The organism is Lysinibacillus composti, assembly GCF_016908465.1.
Lineage (GTDB): Bacteria > Bacillota > Bacilli > Bacillales_A > Planococcaceae > Ureibacillus > Ureibacillus composti_A.
The window spans coordinates 145,169-164,019 of record NZ_JAFBDY010000006.1 but is presented as its reverse complement, the minus strand read 5'-3'; the positions used below and the strand labels follow the sequence as shown (position 1 = coordinate 164,019).

Here is an 18,851-nt window from a genome sequence, read left to right as displayed (position 1 = left end):
GATGATTAGATGAAAACTAGTTGGAAAATATACTTATTTGATATAAAGCAAATTACTACAAATTGGGTCGCAGCAATACTAATTGGGGGACTCATTCTATTGCCTTCACTGTATGCATGGTTAAACATTAAGGCCTCTTGGAATCCTTATGGTCAAACCGATCAAATTCCCATTGGCATTGTAAATGAAGATCAAGGGGCTGTCGTACAGAACGAAGAACTCCACGTCGGAGATCAAATTGTTAGTTCGTTAAAAGAAAATAAATCTATGAATTGGCAATTTGTAGAGTATAAAGTGGCAATGAAGAACTTAGAATACGGGGACTATTTTGCAGTTATTATTATTCCTAAGGATTTTTCAAAAAAGTTAGGTACCGTACTGAATGATGAACCACAAAAAGCAGAAATTGAGTACTACGTAAATGAAAAAATTAATGCAATCGCACCTAAAATTACTGAAAAGGGTGCAAGTATAATTGTTCAAAAAATAAGCAGTCAATTTATTTCATTGGTGAATGGAATCATATTTTCAATATTTAATGATTTAGGTATTAAGTTAGAAGAAAACTTACCTGCCATTGAAAGACTTGAAGAGTATCTTTTTACTTTAGAAAAGGAATTACCTGAAATTTATCAGATTGTTAATCAAACAATTGACGATGCAGACCGTGCTGAGGGCTTAATCCAAGATGCACAACAAATGATCCCTCGTGTAGAAGAAGACTCCACAAAGGGATTACAAATGATTGACGAGACAAGTGAATTCCTAGAACGAATTGAGCAACGTGTTAATAATATAACCCCAACCATTAATCAGGATATTGACCAATTAAAAACAAGGCTGTCAGAGCTTAATGAAGTATTGGATAACTTTGATACCAATTTTTCAAATGGTACACAGGAGACGGATCGTATTGACTCCACTGTAATTGACCTTTTCCAATTGGTTGATAATATTACAAATAATATTCAACTTTTGCAACAATCAACTAATATTAACCAAAATGAAGATAATACTGACAATGTAATACTTAATGATGTATTAATGAAATTGAGTGACATTAAAAATGCATTGCAAAATATAACGGAGCAGTCAACTCAACTAGATTCAATCATCAATAATAGGCAGCCAGAACTAAATGAAAAAATTGCAATGCTTCAAGAGAATAGAAAAGAGGCAAATGAACAAATAGAAAAATTCTTAAATTCTTTTACTGAATTACAGCCAGTTTTAAAAAATAAAGTAACGGAAGTTAAAAATACTTTAGCAAGTGCAAAATCAATCTTAACACAAGTTCAACAAACGATACCCGAAGTTTCAAAAATGTTAAATCGTACAGAAACGAACTTATTAAAAGGAAGAGAAGTACTAGCAACGTTATCTAGTGACTATCCTATAATTCGAGACAAAATAATAGGGTTAACAAACCAGATTCGATTCATTCAAAAAGATACAGATTTAAGTGAAATTATTAAACTTCTGCAAAATAACCCTATCGCAGAAGAACAATTCTTTAAAGAGCCAGTCCTTTTAAATGAACATAAAATGTTCCCAATCGCCAACTATGGAACAGGAATGACTCCGTTTTATACAGTGTTAGCAACATGGGTAGGGGGATTATTATTAATATCGTTATTATCTACTGAAGTACATCCAAATGAAAACTATTCCAGACGGCAGATTTATTTCGGGCGTATGTTTACTTTTATCACAATTGGAATTTTGCAAGCAGTTATTGTTTCTTTGGGAAACATATGGCTACTTAAAGTAGATATTATCGAGCCATTTTGGTTTATTTTGTTCTGCATACTATGTAGTTGCGTATTTATTATCATCGTCTACACACTAGTTTCAGTTTTCGGTAATGTAGGAAAAGCGCTTTCTATTGTGTTATTAGTACTTCAAATTGCAGGTTCTGGAGGAACATATCCAGCCGTATTACTACCAACATTTTTTCAGCTCATTAACCCTTTTTTACCTTTTACTTATGCTATTGACCTTTTACGTGAAGCGACTGCAGGAAGAGTTTTAGGTCGTGTATATCACGACATATTATTCATCTTAGTCTTTGGTGTTATAGCACTAATGATTGGATTCCTAAAGGGCCCAATAAATAAATTTACCGAACGATTAAGAAATAAAGGAAAGCAATCAGGTCTTTTTCATTAGTCGGAATATAGTTGGAAAAAAGAGTGATTTCTACGAGTGTGTAGAATTTACTCTTTTTTTATTTCATTATACATATGTATTTTTCAACTACATTTACTTTAACTCAAGATTAACATTACAAAAATAAATATTTTATATACCTTTTTACCTATTTATTGCTTTAAAACTTTAATCCACTAAAGTTTATCTTGAAAATGTCCATGGTAAATTTTATCATTGGAATTAACGTAAATTTCAGAAAGTTACTAACATTCAATCGACGGTTAAAATCTAATCAGTAGTTACAAATCTTAAGTTGGTTGGTATCTAATCTTTGAAAATGTAAGAGATGCCGGTACTTCGGGGAAATGATAGGGGGATTTATGGTATGTTGAGTATTTTAGGATTTCTAATGATTATTTCATTCTTGTACTTAATTCTAACAAATCGTGTTTCACCTTTTATTGGGTTAATTATTATCCCAATCATTTTTGGTGTAATAGGTGGTTTTGGTTTAGAGTTAGGAACATTAATGAAAGAGGGAATTGTTAATACAGCTCCTACTGCACTATTAATTTTATTTGCTATCTTGTATTTTGCCATCATGATTGATGTAGGTTTATTTGATCCGCTAACAAATAAAATTGTTCAATTAGCTAAAGGCGACCCATTAAAAGTCATCGTAGGCTCTGCTGTGTTAGCAGGAATTGTTGGTTTTGATGGAGATGGGTCATCTACTATCATGATTTGTATTAGTGCTTTTCTTCCTATTTATTTAAAGTTAGGGATCAAACCAATCATTCTAGCAGCGCTTACTGCTTTGCAAATTGGGATTACAACACTAGTTCCTTGGGGAGGTCCAGTTGGAAGGGTTGCCTCCGTATTAAATCTTGACCCGACTTCTTTATTCGTTTCCGTATTACCAGGAATGATTGCTGGAATAGTTTATATTGTGATTGTAGCTTATTTTATCGGAAGAAAAGAACGGGCAAGATTAGGTGTTTATTCTAACTTACTTCATAAAGCGGATGCTCAAATGGCAGCTACAACTATTGTAGATTCGGAACAAAAGCGCACTTGGTTAATTTGGGTGAATTTAGTGTTAACCATGATTATTATGGTTGCATTAGTTTTAGAATGGATTCCTTCCATCGTGTTATTTGTTTTTGGTACAGCACTAGCATTACTCATTAATTTCCCTTCAATAAAACTACAAAAAGAAGTACTTTCACGACATGCATCCAATGCTTTAAATGTGACGAGCATTATTCTTGCTGCTGGCGTTTTTTCAGGAATTTTGAAAGGGACTGGAATGTCTGAATCGATGGCACAAAGTTTAATTTCTATTATTCCAGATGGTTTTGGCCCGTTCATGAGTCTAGTCGTAGCTATAGTTGGTCCTGCAGTGATCTTCTTTATCGGTCCTGATGCTTACTACTTCGGGATTATCCCCATTTTAGCTGAAACGGCTGCATCATATGGAATCAGTGCTCAAGAAATTGCTATTGCTTCTCTCTATAGTTCGCCATTTGGCTTTATCGGACCACTAGTTGGAGCAATGTATTTATTAACGGAACTAACTAAAGTGAATTTGGTTGCAGTTCAAAAATATGCATTAAAATGGGCAGTCGGGATTTTAGTACTATTTATTTTAATTGGGATTGGTTTAGGACATATCACAATCTGAAATTGATAGAATTTTTAGAAAATGTTATAGTTAAATAGTGAAATTGAACAAAGTAGTAGAAGTAGAGTTGGAGGATATTATGAAGATTCATATTAATGAAGTGGTTACACGTGACGGTTTTCAAATGGAAAGCAAAATACCGTCTATTTCTTACAAATTGGATTTAATAAATAGCTTAATTGATGCTGGCATTAAAAACATTGAGCTAACATCGTTTGTTCATCCGAAATATGTCCCTCAAATGGCAGATGCGGAAGAACTATTTTCAAAGATACCTAGAAGGTCAGATGTGACATATAGTGCAATCGCATTAAATGAAAGAGGCGTGGATCGAGCACAAAAAGCAAAAGCAGATGAAATCAATCTCGTCTTTTCTTTAAGTGAGACCCATAATCGTAAAAATGCAAATCAAACAGTAGATGAAAGCATTCAATTTGTTCAAAAACTATTAATGGGAGAAAGTGTGTTACAAGAACAAATCCCAATCAATATTGCGATTAGTACTGCTTTTGGTTGTCCATTTGAAGGCTTGTATACAAAAGAAAAGCTTTTCCCTATCATTGAACGAATCGTTGAATATAATCCTAATTCTATTAATCTTGCCGATACAACGGGTATGGCTAATCCAAAACAAGTTGAAGAGACTTGTTATGCTGTGAAATCAAAGTGGCCTAATTTAAAAGTAGGCCTCCACTTACATAATACAAGAGGAATGGGTCTAGCAAATGTCATTGCAGGTATTAGAGGCGGTGTAACGCATTTTGATGCTGCGTTAGGCGGAATTGGTGGATGTCCTTTTGCCCCAGGTGCAACTGGCAATATTTGTACTGAAGATACTGTCCATATGCTAGAACAAATGGGATACGATACTGGAATTGACGTTGATAAACTAATTTTAGCATCAAGAGGACTAGAGAAAGAACTAGAAAAAACATTAAGTGGTCAAATCATGAAAGCAGGAAAAAGTAGCGACACTCACACTGCCTAATTGAGCACATACTTACATCTAGATTTAGAGGAGAGGAATTATTTTGGAACACTCAAATACACAAGGACCGTTAAGAGGAGTAAAAGTACTTGAATTTGGAAATTTTATTGCTGCACCTTTTTTAACTAGAATACTAGCAGACTTCGGAGCTGAGGTTATTAAAATAGAGGTTCCAGGTCAAGGCGACAACATTCGTAAATGGGGCAGTAAAACAGAAGGCGATAAATCTGTTTGGTGGGCAACACAAGCACGAAACAAAAAATGTATTACCTTAAATTTAAAATCAGAAGAAGGACAGCACCTTGCTAAAAAGTTAGTGAGTAAAGCAGATGTTGTCGTAGAAAACCTTCGTCCTGGTTCCCTGGATAAACTAAATTTAGGTTACGAAGATCTTAAAAAAATAAATAAAAAGATTATTATGGCTAGAATTTCAGGCTTTGGGCAAACAGGCACATATAGCGGCAAGGCAGGTTTTGGAAGTGTTGGGGAAGCAATGGGAGGACTACGCTATGTAACTGGTTTTCCAGGGCAAGTACCACCTAGAATTGGCGTTAGTATCGGTGATTCATTAGCCGCGTTATATGGGGCGTTAGGGACGATTATGGCCTTATTTAGCCAAGTGAAGAATAATGAAAGTGAAGGGCAAGAGATCGATGTCGCTTTATATGAAGCGGTATTTGCTGTAATGGAAAACGGAATTGGAGAATACTACAAGTATGGAGTTATAAAAGAACGAACAGGTTCCATTCTTCCAGGCGTAGCCCCTTCCAATTTATATAATACAAAAGACGGAAAATTAGTTATTGTTGCAGCTAATTCCGATCAATTATTTATACGCCTTGCTCAAGCAATAGGACATCCAGAATGGTTGGAAGATCCGAAGTTCAATAATCATACAGCACGTGGGAAAAACCAAACAGAACTTGAAGATTTAATCGGGGAATGGGTTCTGCAAAACGATGCACAAGATGTGCTTAATTTAATGGACGAATACGGAGTTCCAGCGGGTCCTGTTTACAACATGGAGGATATTTCAAATGACCCTCATTACCACGATAGAGAAATGATTCAAGCAATTGAAGATCCGGACATGGGGACGGTACATATGCCAGGTATTGTGCCAAAACTAAGTAAAACACCAGGAAAAATCAACTGGAGTGGTCCATCCATTGGTGAGCACAATGAAGAAATATATACAAATCTTCTAGAATTAAGTGAAGATGAGCTAGAAACTTATAAAGCGAATGGAGTTATTTAAGCTATAAGAATTTGGATTTTAGAAAGTCGCAAAAACTAAATAATCTTAAATTAAGAGAGTATACAGCAATCTGTTTACTCTCTTTTTATTTGTTTATTATAAATAAAATAATATAAAAAACCTTATCAATTGCACTTAGTAAAATTAATCAGTAACCTATCTGTCGATTGACTCTAAAATACGTGATAAAATAAGCATTAGTGATAAAAAGAACGATCATTTTTGTGTTAATGGCAAGGAAGGAGCGGAATACATGGAGATCAAAGTCAGTCATAAAATTATTAAAGAAATGTGTGGCTCCGTCTCCTTCAAAAGAGGCGAATCTTATTATCGTGCAAATAAAGTAAACATTCATGACTATAACGCGGAACAATGTATAGCTACTGTTAAGGCTGCAGAAGACTTCCGTGTCACAATCAAAAGTGTCTCAGGTAGTATCGAAGCGTCCTGTAGTTGTCCAACTCTGGCAGGTTTTAGTAAGAATTGTCAACATGTTGCGGCTGTGTTACTAGCGATTGTTGATAAGAAGAAATATGAAAAAAGTCAAACTGATGCGCAAGTGGAACAATCAAATGAGCACCAATTATCAAATAGCTTTATGACACTTTTCCAGGACGAACCTATTAGGAAAAGTCGTCATCAACTTCATTTTGAAAATAGAAAAGTATTAGAAGTTCAGTTTGTCCTAAAACCTTGTTTAATTAGAAATGGTCAATATTTGTTTGGTGTCCAACTTTACATCGATCAAACGAAGATCTCACCAATTCGTTCATTTCTACAACATGTAAAATTGGGTAAACAATGTACATTGTCATGTAAACTAAATTTTGATCCCAATGAGCATTGTTTTGACAAACAAGACGACGTAGTGCTGCAATATCTAATAAAAGTGGTCCGTGATGAGATGGTGTATCACAATGCTTTATCAAAGGACACAGCTAAAACAATCGGAGAAGACGTATTACTTATTCCACCTTCTACATGGGGTGAACTCATGCCGCTACTTACTAAAGCGAACTCTATATTGGTTGATCAACGTGAACAAACTCAGCATCTACATCTAGTAGAAGGAGCCCCTCCTCTACAAATTTTTGTAGAATCACTTAATAAAGAATTTCAAATGACCGCTAAAGGTTTCGAAAAAATGCTACTTTTTAGTGCATATAATGCTGTATTAAGTGAGGGGAAAGTCTATCAATTGGATGGCGATGATTATGAACGGTTAGATGAGCTGCAGGAAATGCTTGTAACACCTGATATGAACACAGTACCGATTCCTCGTGAACAAATAGATATATTTCTTAACAAAGTGGTACCAAGTTTGAGAAAAATTAGCCATGTTAATCTGTCAGAACAGTTAATTGAGGAAATGAGGAGAACACCACTTGTTGCCAAGATTTACTTGGATCGCCTGAAAAATAGACTGTTGGTTGGTCTCGAATTTCAATATGATCATGTGGTGATTCAACCCCTAGAAAAAAGTGAACATCCAATAGGTCCAATGATTTTAAGAGATTATAAGAAAGAACAAGAAATTCTAGAAATCTTGGATACTAGTGGGTTTATGAAAACTGATGGGGGATACTTTATGCAAAATGAAGAGTTGGAATTTGACTTTTTAAATGATGTGGTTCCAACACTTCAACCACTTGCACAAATTTACGCGACAACAGCTGTTCGCAATCGACTCGTCAAAAAAGATGTATTTCCTAAAATTGTTGTAAAACTGAAAAAAGAACGTACAGATTGGTTGGAATTTAAATTTAAGATGGACGGTATTTCAGATGAACAAGTAAAGGAGATCTTACAAGCAATTCAAGTTAAGCGAAAATATTATCGTCTACCCAATGACTCATTATTATCCCTTAATTTAAAGGAAATGGAAGAAATACGTAGGTTCTTACTGACTGCTCCAATTCAGGATGATGATATCGAAACTACGTTCAATATGCCTATATTAGAGAGTTTAAAATTTCTTGAATTAATCGATGAGAGTGAGGTATTTTCGCCTGAGGAATCATTCCGACAATTAATCGACCGATTACTTCATCCAGAAACATTGGATTTTGAAATTCCAACAAGTTTAGAAGAGGTTTTAAGAGACTATCAAATACAAGGTTTTAAATGGATGAAGTCCCTTGCTAGCTATGGATTTGGTGGTGTATTAGCAGATGATATGGGACTTGGGAAAACTGTGCAAAGTATTGCGTTCATTGTTTCTGAATTAGAAAACATTAAGGCTAGGAAGCAACAGGTTTTGATTGTGTGTCCTTCTTCTTTAACATACAACTGGTTGCATGAAATAATGGCATTTGCTCCTGAACTTCAAGCCATCGTCATTGATGGGGAGCTATCCGCACGAAAAGAGCTTTTGAAGTCTCTAGATGATAGTGACATATCTGTGCTTATTACTTCGTATCCATTAATACGTCGTGATTTAGCCTGGTATGAGAAGCAAACGTTTCATACTGTTTTTTTTGATGAAGCACAAGCATTTAAAAATCCAGTAACTCAAACTGCGCGGGCGGTGAAAAAAATAAAAGCAGATCACCGTTTTGCATTGACTGGAACACCTGTTGAAAATAGAGCAGAAGAATTATGGTCAATTTATCATGTTGTGTTTCCTCAACTATTTCAGGGGCTAGAGGAATATAGTTTCTTAACAAGAAAATCTATCTCCAAAAGAGTACGTCCATTTTTACTTCGACGCTTAAAAGAAGAAGTACTTGCGGAGTTACCAGGCAAAAATGAAGAACTTGGATTTTCTGAGTTGCTTCCTGAACAAAAGAAACTATATGCCGCTTTTTTAGCGAAACTAAGATATGATGCATTGAAACACTTGGATAAAGAGAGTTTTCGGGAAAATCGTATTCGTATTTTAGCGGGATTAACGAGATTACGCCAAATTTGTTGTCACCCCGGCTTGTTTGTAGAAGGGTATAAAGGTGGTTCAGCAAAATTTGAGCAGCTTCTTCAAATACTTGAGGAATCCAAACATTCAGGTAAAAGAGTGTTGATTTTTTCACAATTCACAAAGATGTTGGAGCTTATTGGACGAGAACTCACAATAAGAAATCAACCATATTTCTATCTTGATGGCCATACGCCTTCAGAAAAACGTGTTGAGCTATGCAATCGATTCAACGATGGAGAGCGTGATTTATTTTTAATTTCATTAAAAGCAGGAGGAACTGGTCTTAATTTAACTGGGGCAGACACCGTGATTTTATATGATTTGTGGTGGAACCCAGCTGTAGAAGATCAAGCGATGAGCCGTGCACATAGAATGGGTCAGAAAAATACAGTTCAAGTTATTAAACTGTTAGCACGTGGCACGATTGAGGAAAAAATGAACGAACTACAGGAAAAAAAGAAAAATCTAATAGCAGATATCATTGAATTTGATGAAAAAACATCAATCACTTTAACCGAAGAAGAAATTCGGGAAATCCTCATGATTTAGAGATTTCCTAAGAATGCGTTTACAAGTGAAAAAATATACGTAAATGGAGATGAAAGCAAAAAAGTTTTGAAGATTAATTGGATTAGTAATTTATTTATATTATTTATTTTCTTAGTTTTACTCATTATCATTTTCTATAATCGATACCTAACACAGTTAGAACTTCCTTTTGAACCAGAGATAAATGAAGATGCTCCCGCGCCAACAAACACTCATCCTATTGTGCAGGAAAAGGCAGATGAACTAATACAACGGTCTGCTAATTCAGGAATTACAATCGTGATTACGGATAGTTTCCGAAGCGCGGAAGATCAAGATCGGCTATATGAGATTGGACGCTCGGTGGAGGGGAATATTGTGACACATGCAAAAGGTGGAGAGTCTTATCATAATTTCGGCCTTGCCGTTGATTTTGCAATCAAAACCCCAACAGGAGATGTCATTTGGGATATGAATTATGATGGGAATGGGAATGGTGTAGCGGATTGGACGGAAGTTGTCATCATAGCAAAATCCCTTGGTTTCAAGTGGGGGGGAGATTGGCCTAAATTTAAGGATTACCCTCATTTACAAATGGATTTCGGCCTAAGTATCTATGATTTACAACGAGGAGAGCGACCTCCTGAGTCTCCATAACAAAGTTATTTATCTCCCTGATTATTTACTTTGGAGTTCTAATCATATTAGCGAATTGAGAAAAATGTGTTCCTGGAAGATTGAAAATGATGTCGTGTGTCAATTTTAATGATTCTTTCATTTCAATGGTATCATGCACATTCACGCACACGCTATTCTACCCTAAACTTTTCTAAAGAGGCTGTCTATTTTAAGACAGCCTCATTTTTTAAACATAGAGTTTATTAAACTACTATTGTTCTTCTTTTTCTAATGATTAAAAATTTCTATTAGTACAAAGTTTAATTGTTATTGCCAAATTATTCTACTTAATGTTAAATTTTTAACAACACGAACTAACCTTATTTGTTAAGTAGGTTATTTGATAAGGATCAATTTAAGGAGGCAATCATATGTCATTAACAGTAGAGAAATTACAACCACAGGATAAAGAAGGAGTCCGCGAATTGCTTGTTAAGAGTTATTTGCAATATCAAGGTAGTTATACTGATCCAAACTTTTGGGAAAAATATTTAGCTGACATTAAAGGTGCCGTAGAAGATCCAGAGGTAGAAGAAATCTTTGTTGCAAAATACAATGGCGAAATTGTTGGATCTGCAAGTCTATATGCGAGTAGTGACACAGCTTATAAAGGATCCCAATATGGTGTTAATTATACTTTACTTCGCTACTTAGCTGTCTCACCAAATCATCGAGGATTGGGAATTGCACGTAGTTTATTAGAGGTAGGCATTCATTACACTTATGAAAAAGATGAAGAATATATGTATTTGTTTACAGGGGAAATTATGACCTCCGCTATTCGTTTATACGAGAAATTTGGATTTGAACGAGATGCTGAAATTGAATTGAACTTAAAACCAAACACTCGTTGCTACCGCATTCCAAGTAATGTCTTAGTACTTGAGATATAAGATGAAATAAGAATCCTTTCTATTAGGTTTAGACTGATCATCAACCTAAATGAGAAAGGATTTTTTAATGGGAAAATCTATTGTTGATTGATTTTTAGGAATGAGAAAGTATGTTTGAAACATAACCGCCGACATCCATTTCTAGTGATTGGAAATTTCTATCAATTCAAAATTGAAAAACTATTGCCAAAATATTCTAATTGGTGTTAAATGTGTTTATAACACCTACTATTCTTATTGGTTATGTAGGTAATGGCAGAGGGGTTAATTTTAAGGGGGAAATGAAATGAGTAAAATCACTTCAAACAAAATTAAGAAGTCGATTATCGAACTTGTTGGAAAAACACCATTGTTAGAAATCGTGAATTATGAAAAACAACATCAATTAGAAGCAGAGATAATTGTGAAATTGGAGTACTTAAATCCGGCTAATAGTGTAAAAGATCGAATTGCTAAAGCAATGATTGAAGATGCAGAACAAAAAGGGTTACTAAAAGAAGGGGATTCCATCATCGAAACAACAAGTGGAAATACAGGAATTGGCCTTGCAGCTATAGCAGCAGCGAAAGGGTATAAATTAAAAATATATATACAAGACAATGTAAGTGTAGAGCGAACAAAAGCCATTCGTGCACTTGGTGCAGAAGTTGTTCCATTTTCTGACGTACCTGAAATTTTGCAGACAATTGAAGAATCAGATGGCGACTTTGTGGAAGTTATTAATGTATTAAAGGAAAAAGTAATATCAAAGCAACAAAATTCAATCTTTTTACATCAACTGGAGAACGAAGCAAATCCGAGAATTCACTTTGAAACAACAGGTCCTGAAATTTGGGAAGATACAGATGGTGAAGTGGATATTTTAGTGGCAACAGTAGGGACTGGTGGTACTTTAAGTGGTGCTGGTGCATTTCTAAAATCAAAAAACTCTACTATTAAAATTGTAGGAGTTGAGCCTGCTACTAACTCAATTCCAACGGTTGAAAATCCAGATATACCAGAGATTACAGGTGTTCATCGATTCTCAGATGTGGAAGAAAAAAGAGTTCCAGTAAACGTGAACAAAGAAGTGATTGATGAAGTAATTGAAGTTGAAACGAGCCAGGCGAATGAAGCAGCAAGAGCAGTTGCCAAATCAGATGGAATATTAGTAGGGACGTCCTCTGGAGCTGCGATATGGGCTGCCACACAATTAGCCAAACGACCTGAAAATAAAGGGAAGAAAATTGTCGCAATACTTCCTGATACAGGGTTAAGGTATTTATCAACTGATTTATTTGAGTAATGATCTTGTATCACATTATTTAAATCCATTTTAATCTAAATCCTAGTAAAACTATAAATAATATAAGAAATATGTTGTGGGGGGAGTGGATATCCGAATCATCCCCCTCTGTAGGAGAAATTAATTAAATTTAATTTTGGTAAATAAACAATGAAAAGGATGAGACTTATATGAAAAAACATTTACTAATTGCCATATCAATTTTTACCTTCATCTTATTAGCAGCTTGCAGTAATACAGAAACAACTACCACTGCTTCAACATCTACTGAGTCAAAAGAAGAGCAAGAGGTAACCGTACTAAAAGTCGGTGCTTCATCTGTCCCCCATGCAGAAGTACTTGAATATTTAGCGCCTGATTTAGAAAAAGATGGCGTGCAATTAGAGATAATCACTGGAAATGATGGCATTCAAACAAACCAATTAACTGCTGAAGGTGAACTTGATTTTAACTATTTCCAACACGTCCCTTACATGGAGCAAATTAATAAAGAAGCAGGATTAAATCTTGTCAATGTTGCAGGCATTCATATTGAACCTTTTGGAGTTTATTCTAAAACAATTACTGATATTAACGATTTACCACAAGGTGCAAAAGTAGCTGTACCAAAGGATGTTGTGAATTTCTCTCGTGCATTATTACTTTTTGACGAAAATGGAATCATCAAACTTGACCCTATTAAAGAAGGGGATTACATGGTTGAGGATATTGTAGAAAACGACAAAGAACTTGAATTTATTGCTGTAGATGCTGCTTTGTTAAATCGCTCTCTTGAAGATGTGGATGTAGCTGCCATAAACACTAATTATGCACTAGAAGGTGGGTTCAATCCACTTGAAGATGCATTGATTATTGAAGATGCGAATTCGCCATATGTAAACATTATTTCCGCATTGCCAGAAAGAAAAGATGATGAAGCTATTCAAACAGTTGTGAAATGGTTAACAAGTGAAAAGGCGAAAGAATTTTTTGAATCTGAATACGAAGGGGCTGTCGTTCCTGTATTTTAACACTTGTCAAAAGGAGGTTTAACAATGATTGAGTTTATAGGAACATCGAAACAATATCGATTAGATAAAAAAATAATAAAAGCGTTGGATCATATAGATTTGAAAGTTAATAAAGGTGACATTTTTGGTGTCATTGGGTTTAGTGGTGCGGGGAAAAGTACGCTAATAAGAACAGTAAATCTATTAGAAACTCCAACTGAAGGTAAAGTAATTGTCGATGGGAAAGACTTAACGACTCTCAGTAAACGACAATTACGAGAAGAAAAGAAAAATATCGGAATGATCTTTCAACATTTCAATCTACTTTCTTCCAAAACTGTTTTCGATAACGTGGCAATGCCATTAACCCTTAGTGGAGTAAACAAACGGGAAATTGAAAAACGTGTCAATGAAGTATTAAAGTTTGTAGGGTTAGAAAGTAAAACAACTGCTTATATCGATCAATTATCAGGTGGGCAGAAACAAAGGGTCGGGATTGCGAGGGCGTTAGTAACAAATCCGAAAATCTTACTTTGTGATGAAGCAACATCAGCACTTGATCCACAAACGACAAAATCGATATTGGAATTACTAAAGCGTGTAAATATTGAGTACAACATTACGATTTTAATTATTACCCATGAGATGGAAGTGATTCGAGAAATTTGTAATCGCGTTGCCGTTATGGAAAATGGTCAAATAATTGAAACTGGCAATGTTTTAGAAATTTTTTCGGCACCTAAAACAAAAACGACACGAGACTTCGTACAATCGGTCGTTCGTGATGAAATTCCTCAATCCATTTATGAGCAATTACAAGTTGCAAATCCAAATGAACGAATTTTTAAATTAAAGTTTATTGGAGTAGATGTTGGCCAACCAATTGTATCAGAAGTAGTTAAAAAATTTAGTGTGGATATCAATGTTTTATTCGGAAATATTACAGAACTTCAGAAAATACCTTTTGGAAATTTAATCATTGAAATTGTCGGTGCAGATACTGAAACAGAAAAAGTAGTCCAGTTTATTAAAAATAGAAATGTACAAATAGAGGAGGTTCTAGCAAATGGATGTAAGCCGCGAAATTATTCTGGGAGCGATTTGGGAAACCCTATATATGGTTAGTATAGGGTTGTTCTTTGGAGCAACTCTAGGATTAATCTTAGGGATCACCCTAGTTGTTACTAGAAAAGGACATATTTTAGAGAATCGCTGGGTATTTGGCATTGTGAATCCTATTGTCAATATATTCAGATCTATACCTTTTATTATTTTACTCGTTGCAATTATTCCATTTACTCGTCTAATTGTGGGAACTGCCATCGGAACAACAGCTGCTATCGTGCCTTTAGTTCTACATATTGGGCCGTATATTTCGAGATTAATAGAAAACTCCTTATTAGAAGTTGATGAAGGCATTATTGAGGCAGCAAAAGCAATGGGGGCTACTCCTTGGCAAATTATACGAAAATTTTTAATCCCAGAAGCATTTCCTTCATTAATTTTAAGTGTTACTACCGCAACAATCGGACTCATTGGTGCTACTGCTATGGCAGGAGCTGTTGGCGGAGGGGGACTAGGAGATGTGGCGATTACTTATGGTTATCAACGTTTTGATGAGATGACTATTTTAGTAACAGTTATTTTACTTGTAGCATTCGTACAACTCATTCAAACAATTGGAAACAGATTAGAAAGACATTTTAGACATAGTTCATAGAAAAGAGGTTATTAAATTGAAAAAATGGCATTTACTTTTAATTTTAGCACTTACAACTGTTTTGTTAACAGCATGTAATGGAACGAATAAGGCTCAGGGTGAAGAAAGTACAAATGTAAAAGTAGGGATTCGTAGTTCGGAAGTTAAAACATGGGAATTTATTGCGGAACAAGCTGAAAAAGAAGGCATCAATCTTGAACTAGTGACTCTATCTGCACAAGTAGATCCAAATCAAACTTTAGCAGATGGAGATATAGATATTAATGCTTTCCAACATGTTGCTTATTTAGATTTATTTAATACAAATAATGGTACAGATATCGTACCAATTGGCACAACGATTATTGCACCTTTAGGTTTATATTCAAGTAAACATGATTCATTAGATGATCTGAAAGATGGAGCAACGATTGCAGTTCCAAGTGACCCTTCAAACTGGGGTCGAGCGTTATTGTTACTACAAGAAAACGGAATTCTTACTGTTTCTGACGATTTTGATGGAAATGGCGGAGAAGACCGAATTAAAGAAAATCCTAAAAATTTAAAAATCGTTCCAGTTGATGGCGCGACAACACCACGTGTAATGGAAGATACAACTTTGCCATTATTAATAATGGGGTTGCAGTTCAAGCAGGACTTTATTTAAAAGATGCAATTATCCACGAGAGTGATACAGCAAAACCTTTCATCAATATTATCGCAACAAATGCTGAAGACGCTGACAATGAAGTTTATCAAAAAATAGTGGAAATCTATCAGAATGAAGAAACATCAAAATTTATAGAAGAAACATATAGTGGAAACTACATTCCTGTGAAGTTAACTCTAGAAGAATTGTCTACTTGGAAAGAAGTTTATTCATATAACGATTAGTTCATTGGTCAAATTTTATGTGAAGGAATGATTAGAAATGTCAAATGAAAGGGAAATAAAACTGTCATTATATTTAATTGGTGCCGGTATGCATGTTGCGGCATGGCGCCATCCAGAGGGGCAAGCGGATGCTAGTATCGATATTAAAGCACTTCAGAAAGCTGCGCAAATTGCAGAAAAAGGGAAATTTGATATAGCCTTTGTAGCAGATAGTTTAGCGATCAATCATGAATCCCACCCTCATATTTTAAATCGCTTTGATCCACTTATTCAGATTACCGCACTAGCGGCTGCTACCGAAAAAATTGGTCTTGGAGCGACGGCATCTACAACGTACAGCGAACCTTATGTGTTAGCACGTCAACTAATGTCAGTTGACCATATTAGTAATGGTCGTGTTGCCTGGAATTTAGTGACAACAGCCGATGCAACAGGTCAAACCGCTTTAAACTTTAGTCGAGATAAACATGTGGAACATGACAAGCGCTACGAACGTGCGGAGGAATTTGCAGATGTGATTCAAGCGTTATGGAATTCATGGGAAGATGATGCGTTTTTATATGATAAAGAGAAGGGGATTTTCTATGATCAGGAGAAAGTACATGAAGCTAATTATAAAGGTGAACACTTCTCTATAAAAGGACCGCTAAATATTGCACGTTCACCTCAAGGTCATCCCGTTATTGTTGTAGCTGGTGCGTCAAAACCGGGACAAAAATTATCGACACGTGTAGCCAATGCAGTATTTGTACATTGGGATAGTATTGAAACAGCAAAAGAACATTATCGCTCAGTAAAAACTCAATTAGCACAACATGGTCGTGATGAAAATGAACTCGTTGTTTTCCATGGTATTTCACCTGTCGTGGCAGATACAGAAGAAGAAGCCATCCAGCGCTTTAATGAATTGCAAAATCTACTAGATCCATATAAAGCCTTAAAATTTGTATCAGGGTATATGGGGAATGTTGACTTTTCAAAGTATTCTTTAGATACACCAGCCATTGAAGTTGAATATCCAAAAGTAAATAGCATTCAAAGTAATTTTAATGAATTGATGGAGATCATTAAGCGTGAAAACTTAAAAGTTGGTGATCTTTACAGTCGTTTATTTAATGTAGGAAAAAGGGACGCATTTGTCGGGTCTGCAGAACAAGTGGCAGATGAAATGGAGCGTTGGTTTAAAGAGAAAGCTTGCGACGGCTTTATGCTTCAATTTCCACTACTCCCACGGGATTTAGAGGCATTTGTAGAAAAAGTGGTGCCAATCTTACAGGAGCGTGGAATTTATCGCAAAGATTATACAGGTAACACATTACGAGATCATTTAGGTCTTGAAAAACGAGTGAATCAATTTGCGAGAACTAAGGTGACAAAATGACAAAGGACATATTTATTCGAAACGAAAGAGAGCAACAGCTAGTAGACTTTGCGAAAAACATTGCAAAAGAACTCGAAAAAACAGCACCCTATTATGATCAAATTGGAGAATTTCCTTTTGAACATTTTAAGATCCTACAAGAAGCCGGGTATTTAAAATTAACGGTTCCTAAAAGGTACGGTGGCGATGAAATTTCTCTTTATGAAATGTTGCTTGTTCAAGAGCAATTGGCAAAAGGGGATGCATCAACAGCACTTTCAGTAGGTTGGCATTTGTTAACCTTTATCAATGTTCGTGAATCAAAATGTTGGCCAGAACCGATTTTAGCTGAACTTTCTAAAAAAACGATTGAAGAAGGTTCAGTGTTAAATATTCTTAGTAGCGAGCGCGGTAAGGGCAATATTGCGAGAGGGGCCATTCCTGGAACCATTGCTCGTAAAGTACCTGGTGGATATAAAATTAATGGTGAAAAAGCCTTTGCTTCTCTAGCACCTATATTAAAACAATTTACCATTATTGCTTACTTAGAAGATGAAGATGTGATCGCAGAGTTTTTAATGACAAAAAGTGAACAAATTGAAGTCATTAATACTTGGGATTCATTAGGAATGAGAGCGACAGGAAGTCATGATCTTATTTTTCGAGATGTATTTGTACCTGAAAAAGCACTACTTTCTCGTCATCGTTCCAATGAGATTAATCGTTTCTCAGCCCATGGTCGGGTGTATTCGTTAGAAGTTCCAGCTGTCTACTTAGGCATTGCAGGCGCTGCAAGAGACTATGCGATTGAGTTTGCAAACAATACGTTCTCACATAGTCTCGGCAATCGAATTAGTCATGCACCACATATTCAACAAAAAGTTGGGGAAATTGAAGTACTTTATCAAACAGCTCGACGAATTTTATATAGTATTGCTGCACAAGTAGAACTAGAACCCCATAAAAAAGAAGCTCTTGGTAATGAAGTAAATATCGCGAAATACCAAATCTGTAACTACGCTATCGAAATCGTGACGAAAGCGATGAAAATTGTTGGAGGAAGAAGCTTATCTAAATCGAATAAATTAGAACGATTGTTCAGAGATGTGCAATGTGGAGCATACAATCCTCCATTTGATGATGTAGTGATCACACAATTAGCCCAATCAGTGCTGTTCGATAAAAAAGAACAGGTGCTTCAATAATGGCAAAAGGTGTTAATGGTATGAATGTGAAAAAATCATTCATACCCTTTTTTTAACCAAATACGTCTTTTGGTTCAAGTGTGTATATTGCGATTTCCAGGCGTATGTAAATAAAAGGAGTGTTTCAAATGGGAGAAATTCTTCGGAAAGCGGTGGAAGATAGAAGAAAAAATCTAATTAATAAACTAATCATCTTTAACGTTTACCAAAAGGACGATAAGCGTCTTTGGAATCTAACTTTATCAGAACTGGAATACGAATTTAAAAGACTTCATTCCCAAAGTCATCCACATTGTAATATTGGGGCGATTTTGTATAAATAATG

14 protein-coding genes and 1 pseudogene are annotated in these 18,851 nt (G+C 35.4%); all 15 read left to right on the top strand.

The features are described 5' to 3' along the window. Positions 1 to 9 precede the first annotated feature (9 nt). The 15 genes and pseudogenes from JOD29_RS08995 (at position 10) to JOD29_RS08925 (ending at position 18,849) form a co-directional block, all read left to right on the top strand. Positions 10 to 2,169, top strand: a complete 2,160-nt coding sequence (locus JOD29_RS08995) for a YhgE/Pip domain-containing protein (RefSeq protein ID WP_124764282.1) — start codon at positions 10 to 12, stop codon at positions 2,167 to 2,169. 367 nt (positions 2,170 to 2,536) lie between these two features. Further along, complete coding sequence (locus tag JOD29_RS08990; RefSeq protein ID WP_124764281.1) at positions 2,537 to 3,835, top strand: CitMHS family transporter; 1,299 nt, start codon at positions 2,537 to 2,539, stop codon at positions 3,833 to 3,835. Between the two features lie 79 nt (positions 3,836 to 3,914). Further along, positions 3,915 to 4,823 (top strand): hydroxymethylglutaryl-CoA lyase, encoded by a 909-nt coding sequence (locus JOD29_RS08985; protein ID WP_124764280.1) that lies wholly within the window; start codon positions 3,915 to 3,917, stop codon positions 4,821 to 4,823. Positions 4,824 to 4,866: 43 nt separating this feature from the next. Further along, the gene (locus JOD29_RS08980) at positions 4,867 to 6,081 is read left to right on the top strand and encodes a CaiB/BaiF CoA transferase family protein (RefSeq protein WP_124764279.1); all 1,215 of its coding nucleotides are present in this window, start codon (positions 4,867 to 4,869) and stop codon (positions 6,079 to 6,081) included. A 253-nt stretch (positions 6,082 to 6,334) separates the two neighbouring features. Continuing rightward, positions 6,335 to 9,544, top strand: coding sequence for a DEAD/DEAH box helicase (locus JOD29_RS08975; protein WP_124764278.1), 3,210 nt, complete (start codon positions 6,335 to 6,337; stop codon positions 9,542 to 9,544). Between the two features lie 66 nt (positions 9,545 to 9,610). Then, positions 9,611 to 10,180, top strand: a complete 570-nt coding sequence (locus JOD29_RS08970) for a M15 family metallopeptidase (protein WP_124764277.1) — start codon at positions 9,611 to 9,613, stop codon at positions 10,178 to 10,180. A 392-nt stretch (positions 10,181 to 10,572) separates the two neighbouring features. Then, positions 10,573 to 11,094: a GNAT family N-acetyltransferase gene (locus JOD29_RS08965; RefSeq protein ID WP_124764276.1), complete on the top strand. Its 522-nt coding sequence runs from the start codon at positions 10,573 to 10,575 to the stop codon at positions 11,092 to 11,094. A gap of 286 nt (positions 11,095 to 11,380) precedes the next feature. Further along, positions 11,381 to 12,379, top strand: a complete 999-nt coding sequence (locus tag JOD29_RS08960) for a PLP-dependent cysteine synthase family protein (RefSeq protein ID WP_124764275.1) — start codon at positions 11,381 to 11,383, stop codon at positions 12,377 to 12,379. Between the two features lie 170 nt (positions 12,380 to 12,549). Continuing rightward, positions 12,550 to 13,389, top strand: a complete 840-nt coding sequence (locus JOD29_RS08955) for a MetQ/NlpA family ABC transporter substrate-binding protein (RefSeq protein WP_124764274.1) — start codon at positions 12,550 to 12,552, stop codon at positions 13,387 to 13,389. Between the two features lie 24 nt (positions 13,390 to 13,413). Continuing rightward, on the top strand, positions 13,414 to 14,493 hold the full coding sequence (locus tag JOD29_RS08950) for a methionine ABC transporter ATP-binding protein (RefSeq protein ID WP_124764273.1): 1,080 nt from the start codon (positions 13,414 to 13,416) through the stop codon (positions 14,491 to 14,493). Next, complete coding sequence (locus JOD29_RS08945) at positions 14,435 to 15,088, top strand: methionine ABC transporter permease (protein ID WP_124764272.1); 654 nt, start codon at positions 14,435 to 14,437, stop codon at positions 15,086 to 15,088. The genes JOD29_RS08950 and JOD29_RS08945 overlap by 59 nt, the downstream gene beginning before the upstream one ends. A gap of 16 nt (positions 15,089 to 15,104) precedes the next feature. Continuing rightward, positions 15,105 to 15,961: pseudogene (locus tag JOD29_RS08940) on the top strand (MetQ/NlpA family ABC transporter substrate-binding protein). A 37-nt stretch (positions 15,962 to 15,998) separates the two neighbouring features. Continuing rightward, positions 15,999 to 17,342, top strand: a complete 1,344-nt coding sequence (locus JOD29_RS08935; RefSeq protein WP_124764271.1) for an LLM class flavin-dependent oxidoreductase — start codon at positions 15,999 to 16,001, stop codon at positions 17,340 to 17,342. Continuing rightward, complete coding sequence (locus tag JOD29_RS08930; protein ID WP_124764270.1) at positions 17,339 to 18,526, top strand: acyl-CoA dehydrogenase family protein; 1,188 nt, start codon at positions 17,339 to 17,341, stop codon at positions 18,524 to 18,526. Before JOD29_RS08935 ends, JOD29_RS08930 begins: the two co-directional genes overlap by 4 nt. Positions 18,527 to 18,654: 128 nt before the next feature. Further along, entirely contained in the window at positions 18,655 to 18,849 is a 195-nt protein-coding gene (locus tag JOD29_RS08925; RefSeq protein ID WP_124764269.1) for a Fur-regulated basic protein FbpA, read from the top strand. Positions 18,850 to 18,851: the final 2 nt, after the last annotated feature.

What these genes read in the sequence shown, in the direction of transcription:
- JOD29_RS08995 (WP_124764282.1), top strand. Translation starts at nt 10, where the DNA reads ATGAAAACTAGTTGGAAAATATACTTATTTGATATAAAGCAAATTACT.
- JOD29_RS08990 (WP_124764281.1), top strand. Translation starts at nt 2,537, where the DNA reads ATGTTGAGTATTTTAGGATTTCTAATGATTATTTCATTCTTGTACTTA.
- JOD29_RS08985 (WP_124764280.1), top strand. Translation starts at nt 3,915, where the DNA reads ATGAAGATTCATATTAATGAAGTGGTTACACGTGACGGTTTTCAAATG.
- JOD29_RS08975 (WP_124764278.1), top strand. Translation starts at nt 6,335, where the DNA reads ATGGAGATCAAAGTCAGTCATAAAATTATTAAAGAAATGTGTGGCTCC.
- JOD29_RS08965 (WP_124764276.1), top strand. Translation starts at nt 10,573, where the DNA reads ATGTCATTAACAGTAGAGAAATTACAACCACAGGATAAAGAAGGAGTC.
- JOD29_RS08960 (WP_124764275.1), top strand. Translation starts at nt 11,381, where the DNA reads ATGAGTAAAATCACTTCAAACAAAATTAAGAAGTCGATTATCGAACTT.
- JOD29_RS08955 (WP_124764274.1), top strand. Translation starts at nt 12,550, where the DNA reads ATGAAAAAACATTTACTAATTGCCATATCAATTTTTACCTTCATCTTA.
- JOD29_RS08950 (WP_124764273.1), top strand. Translation starts at nt 13,414, where the DNA reads ATGATTGAGTTTATAGGAACATCGAAACAATATCGATTAGATAAAAAA.
- JOD29_RS08945 (WP_124764272.1), top strand. Translation starts at nt 14,435, where the DNA reads ATGGATGTAAGCCGCGAAATTATTCTGGGAGCGATTTGGGAAACCCTA.
- JOD29_RS08935 (WP_124764271.1), top strand. Translation starts at nt 15,999, where the DNA reads ATGTCAAATGAAAGGGAAATAAAACTGTCATTATATTTAATTGGTGCC.
- JOD29_RS08930 (WP_124764270.1), top strand. Translation starts at nt 17,339, where the DNA reads ATGACAAAGGACATATTTATTCGAAACGAAAGAGAGCAACAGCTAGTA.
- JOD29_RS08925 (WP_124764269.1), top strand. Translation starts at nt 18,655, where the DNA reads ATGGGAGAAATTCTTCGGAAAGCGGTGGAAGATAGAAGAAAAAATCTA.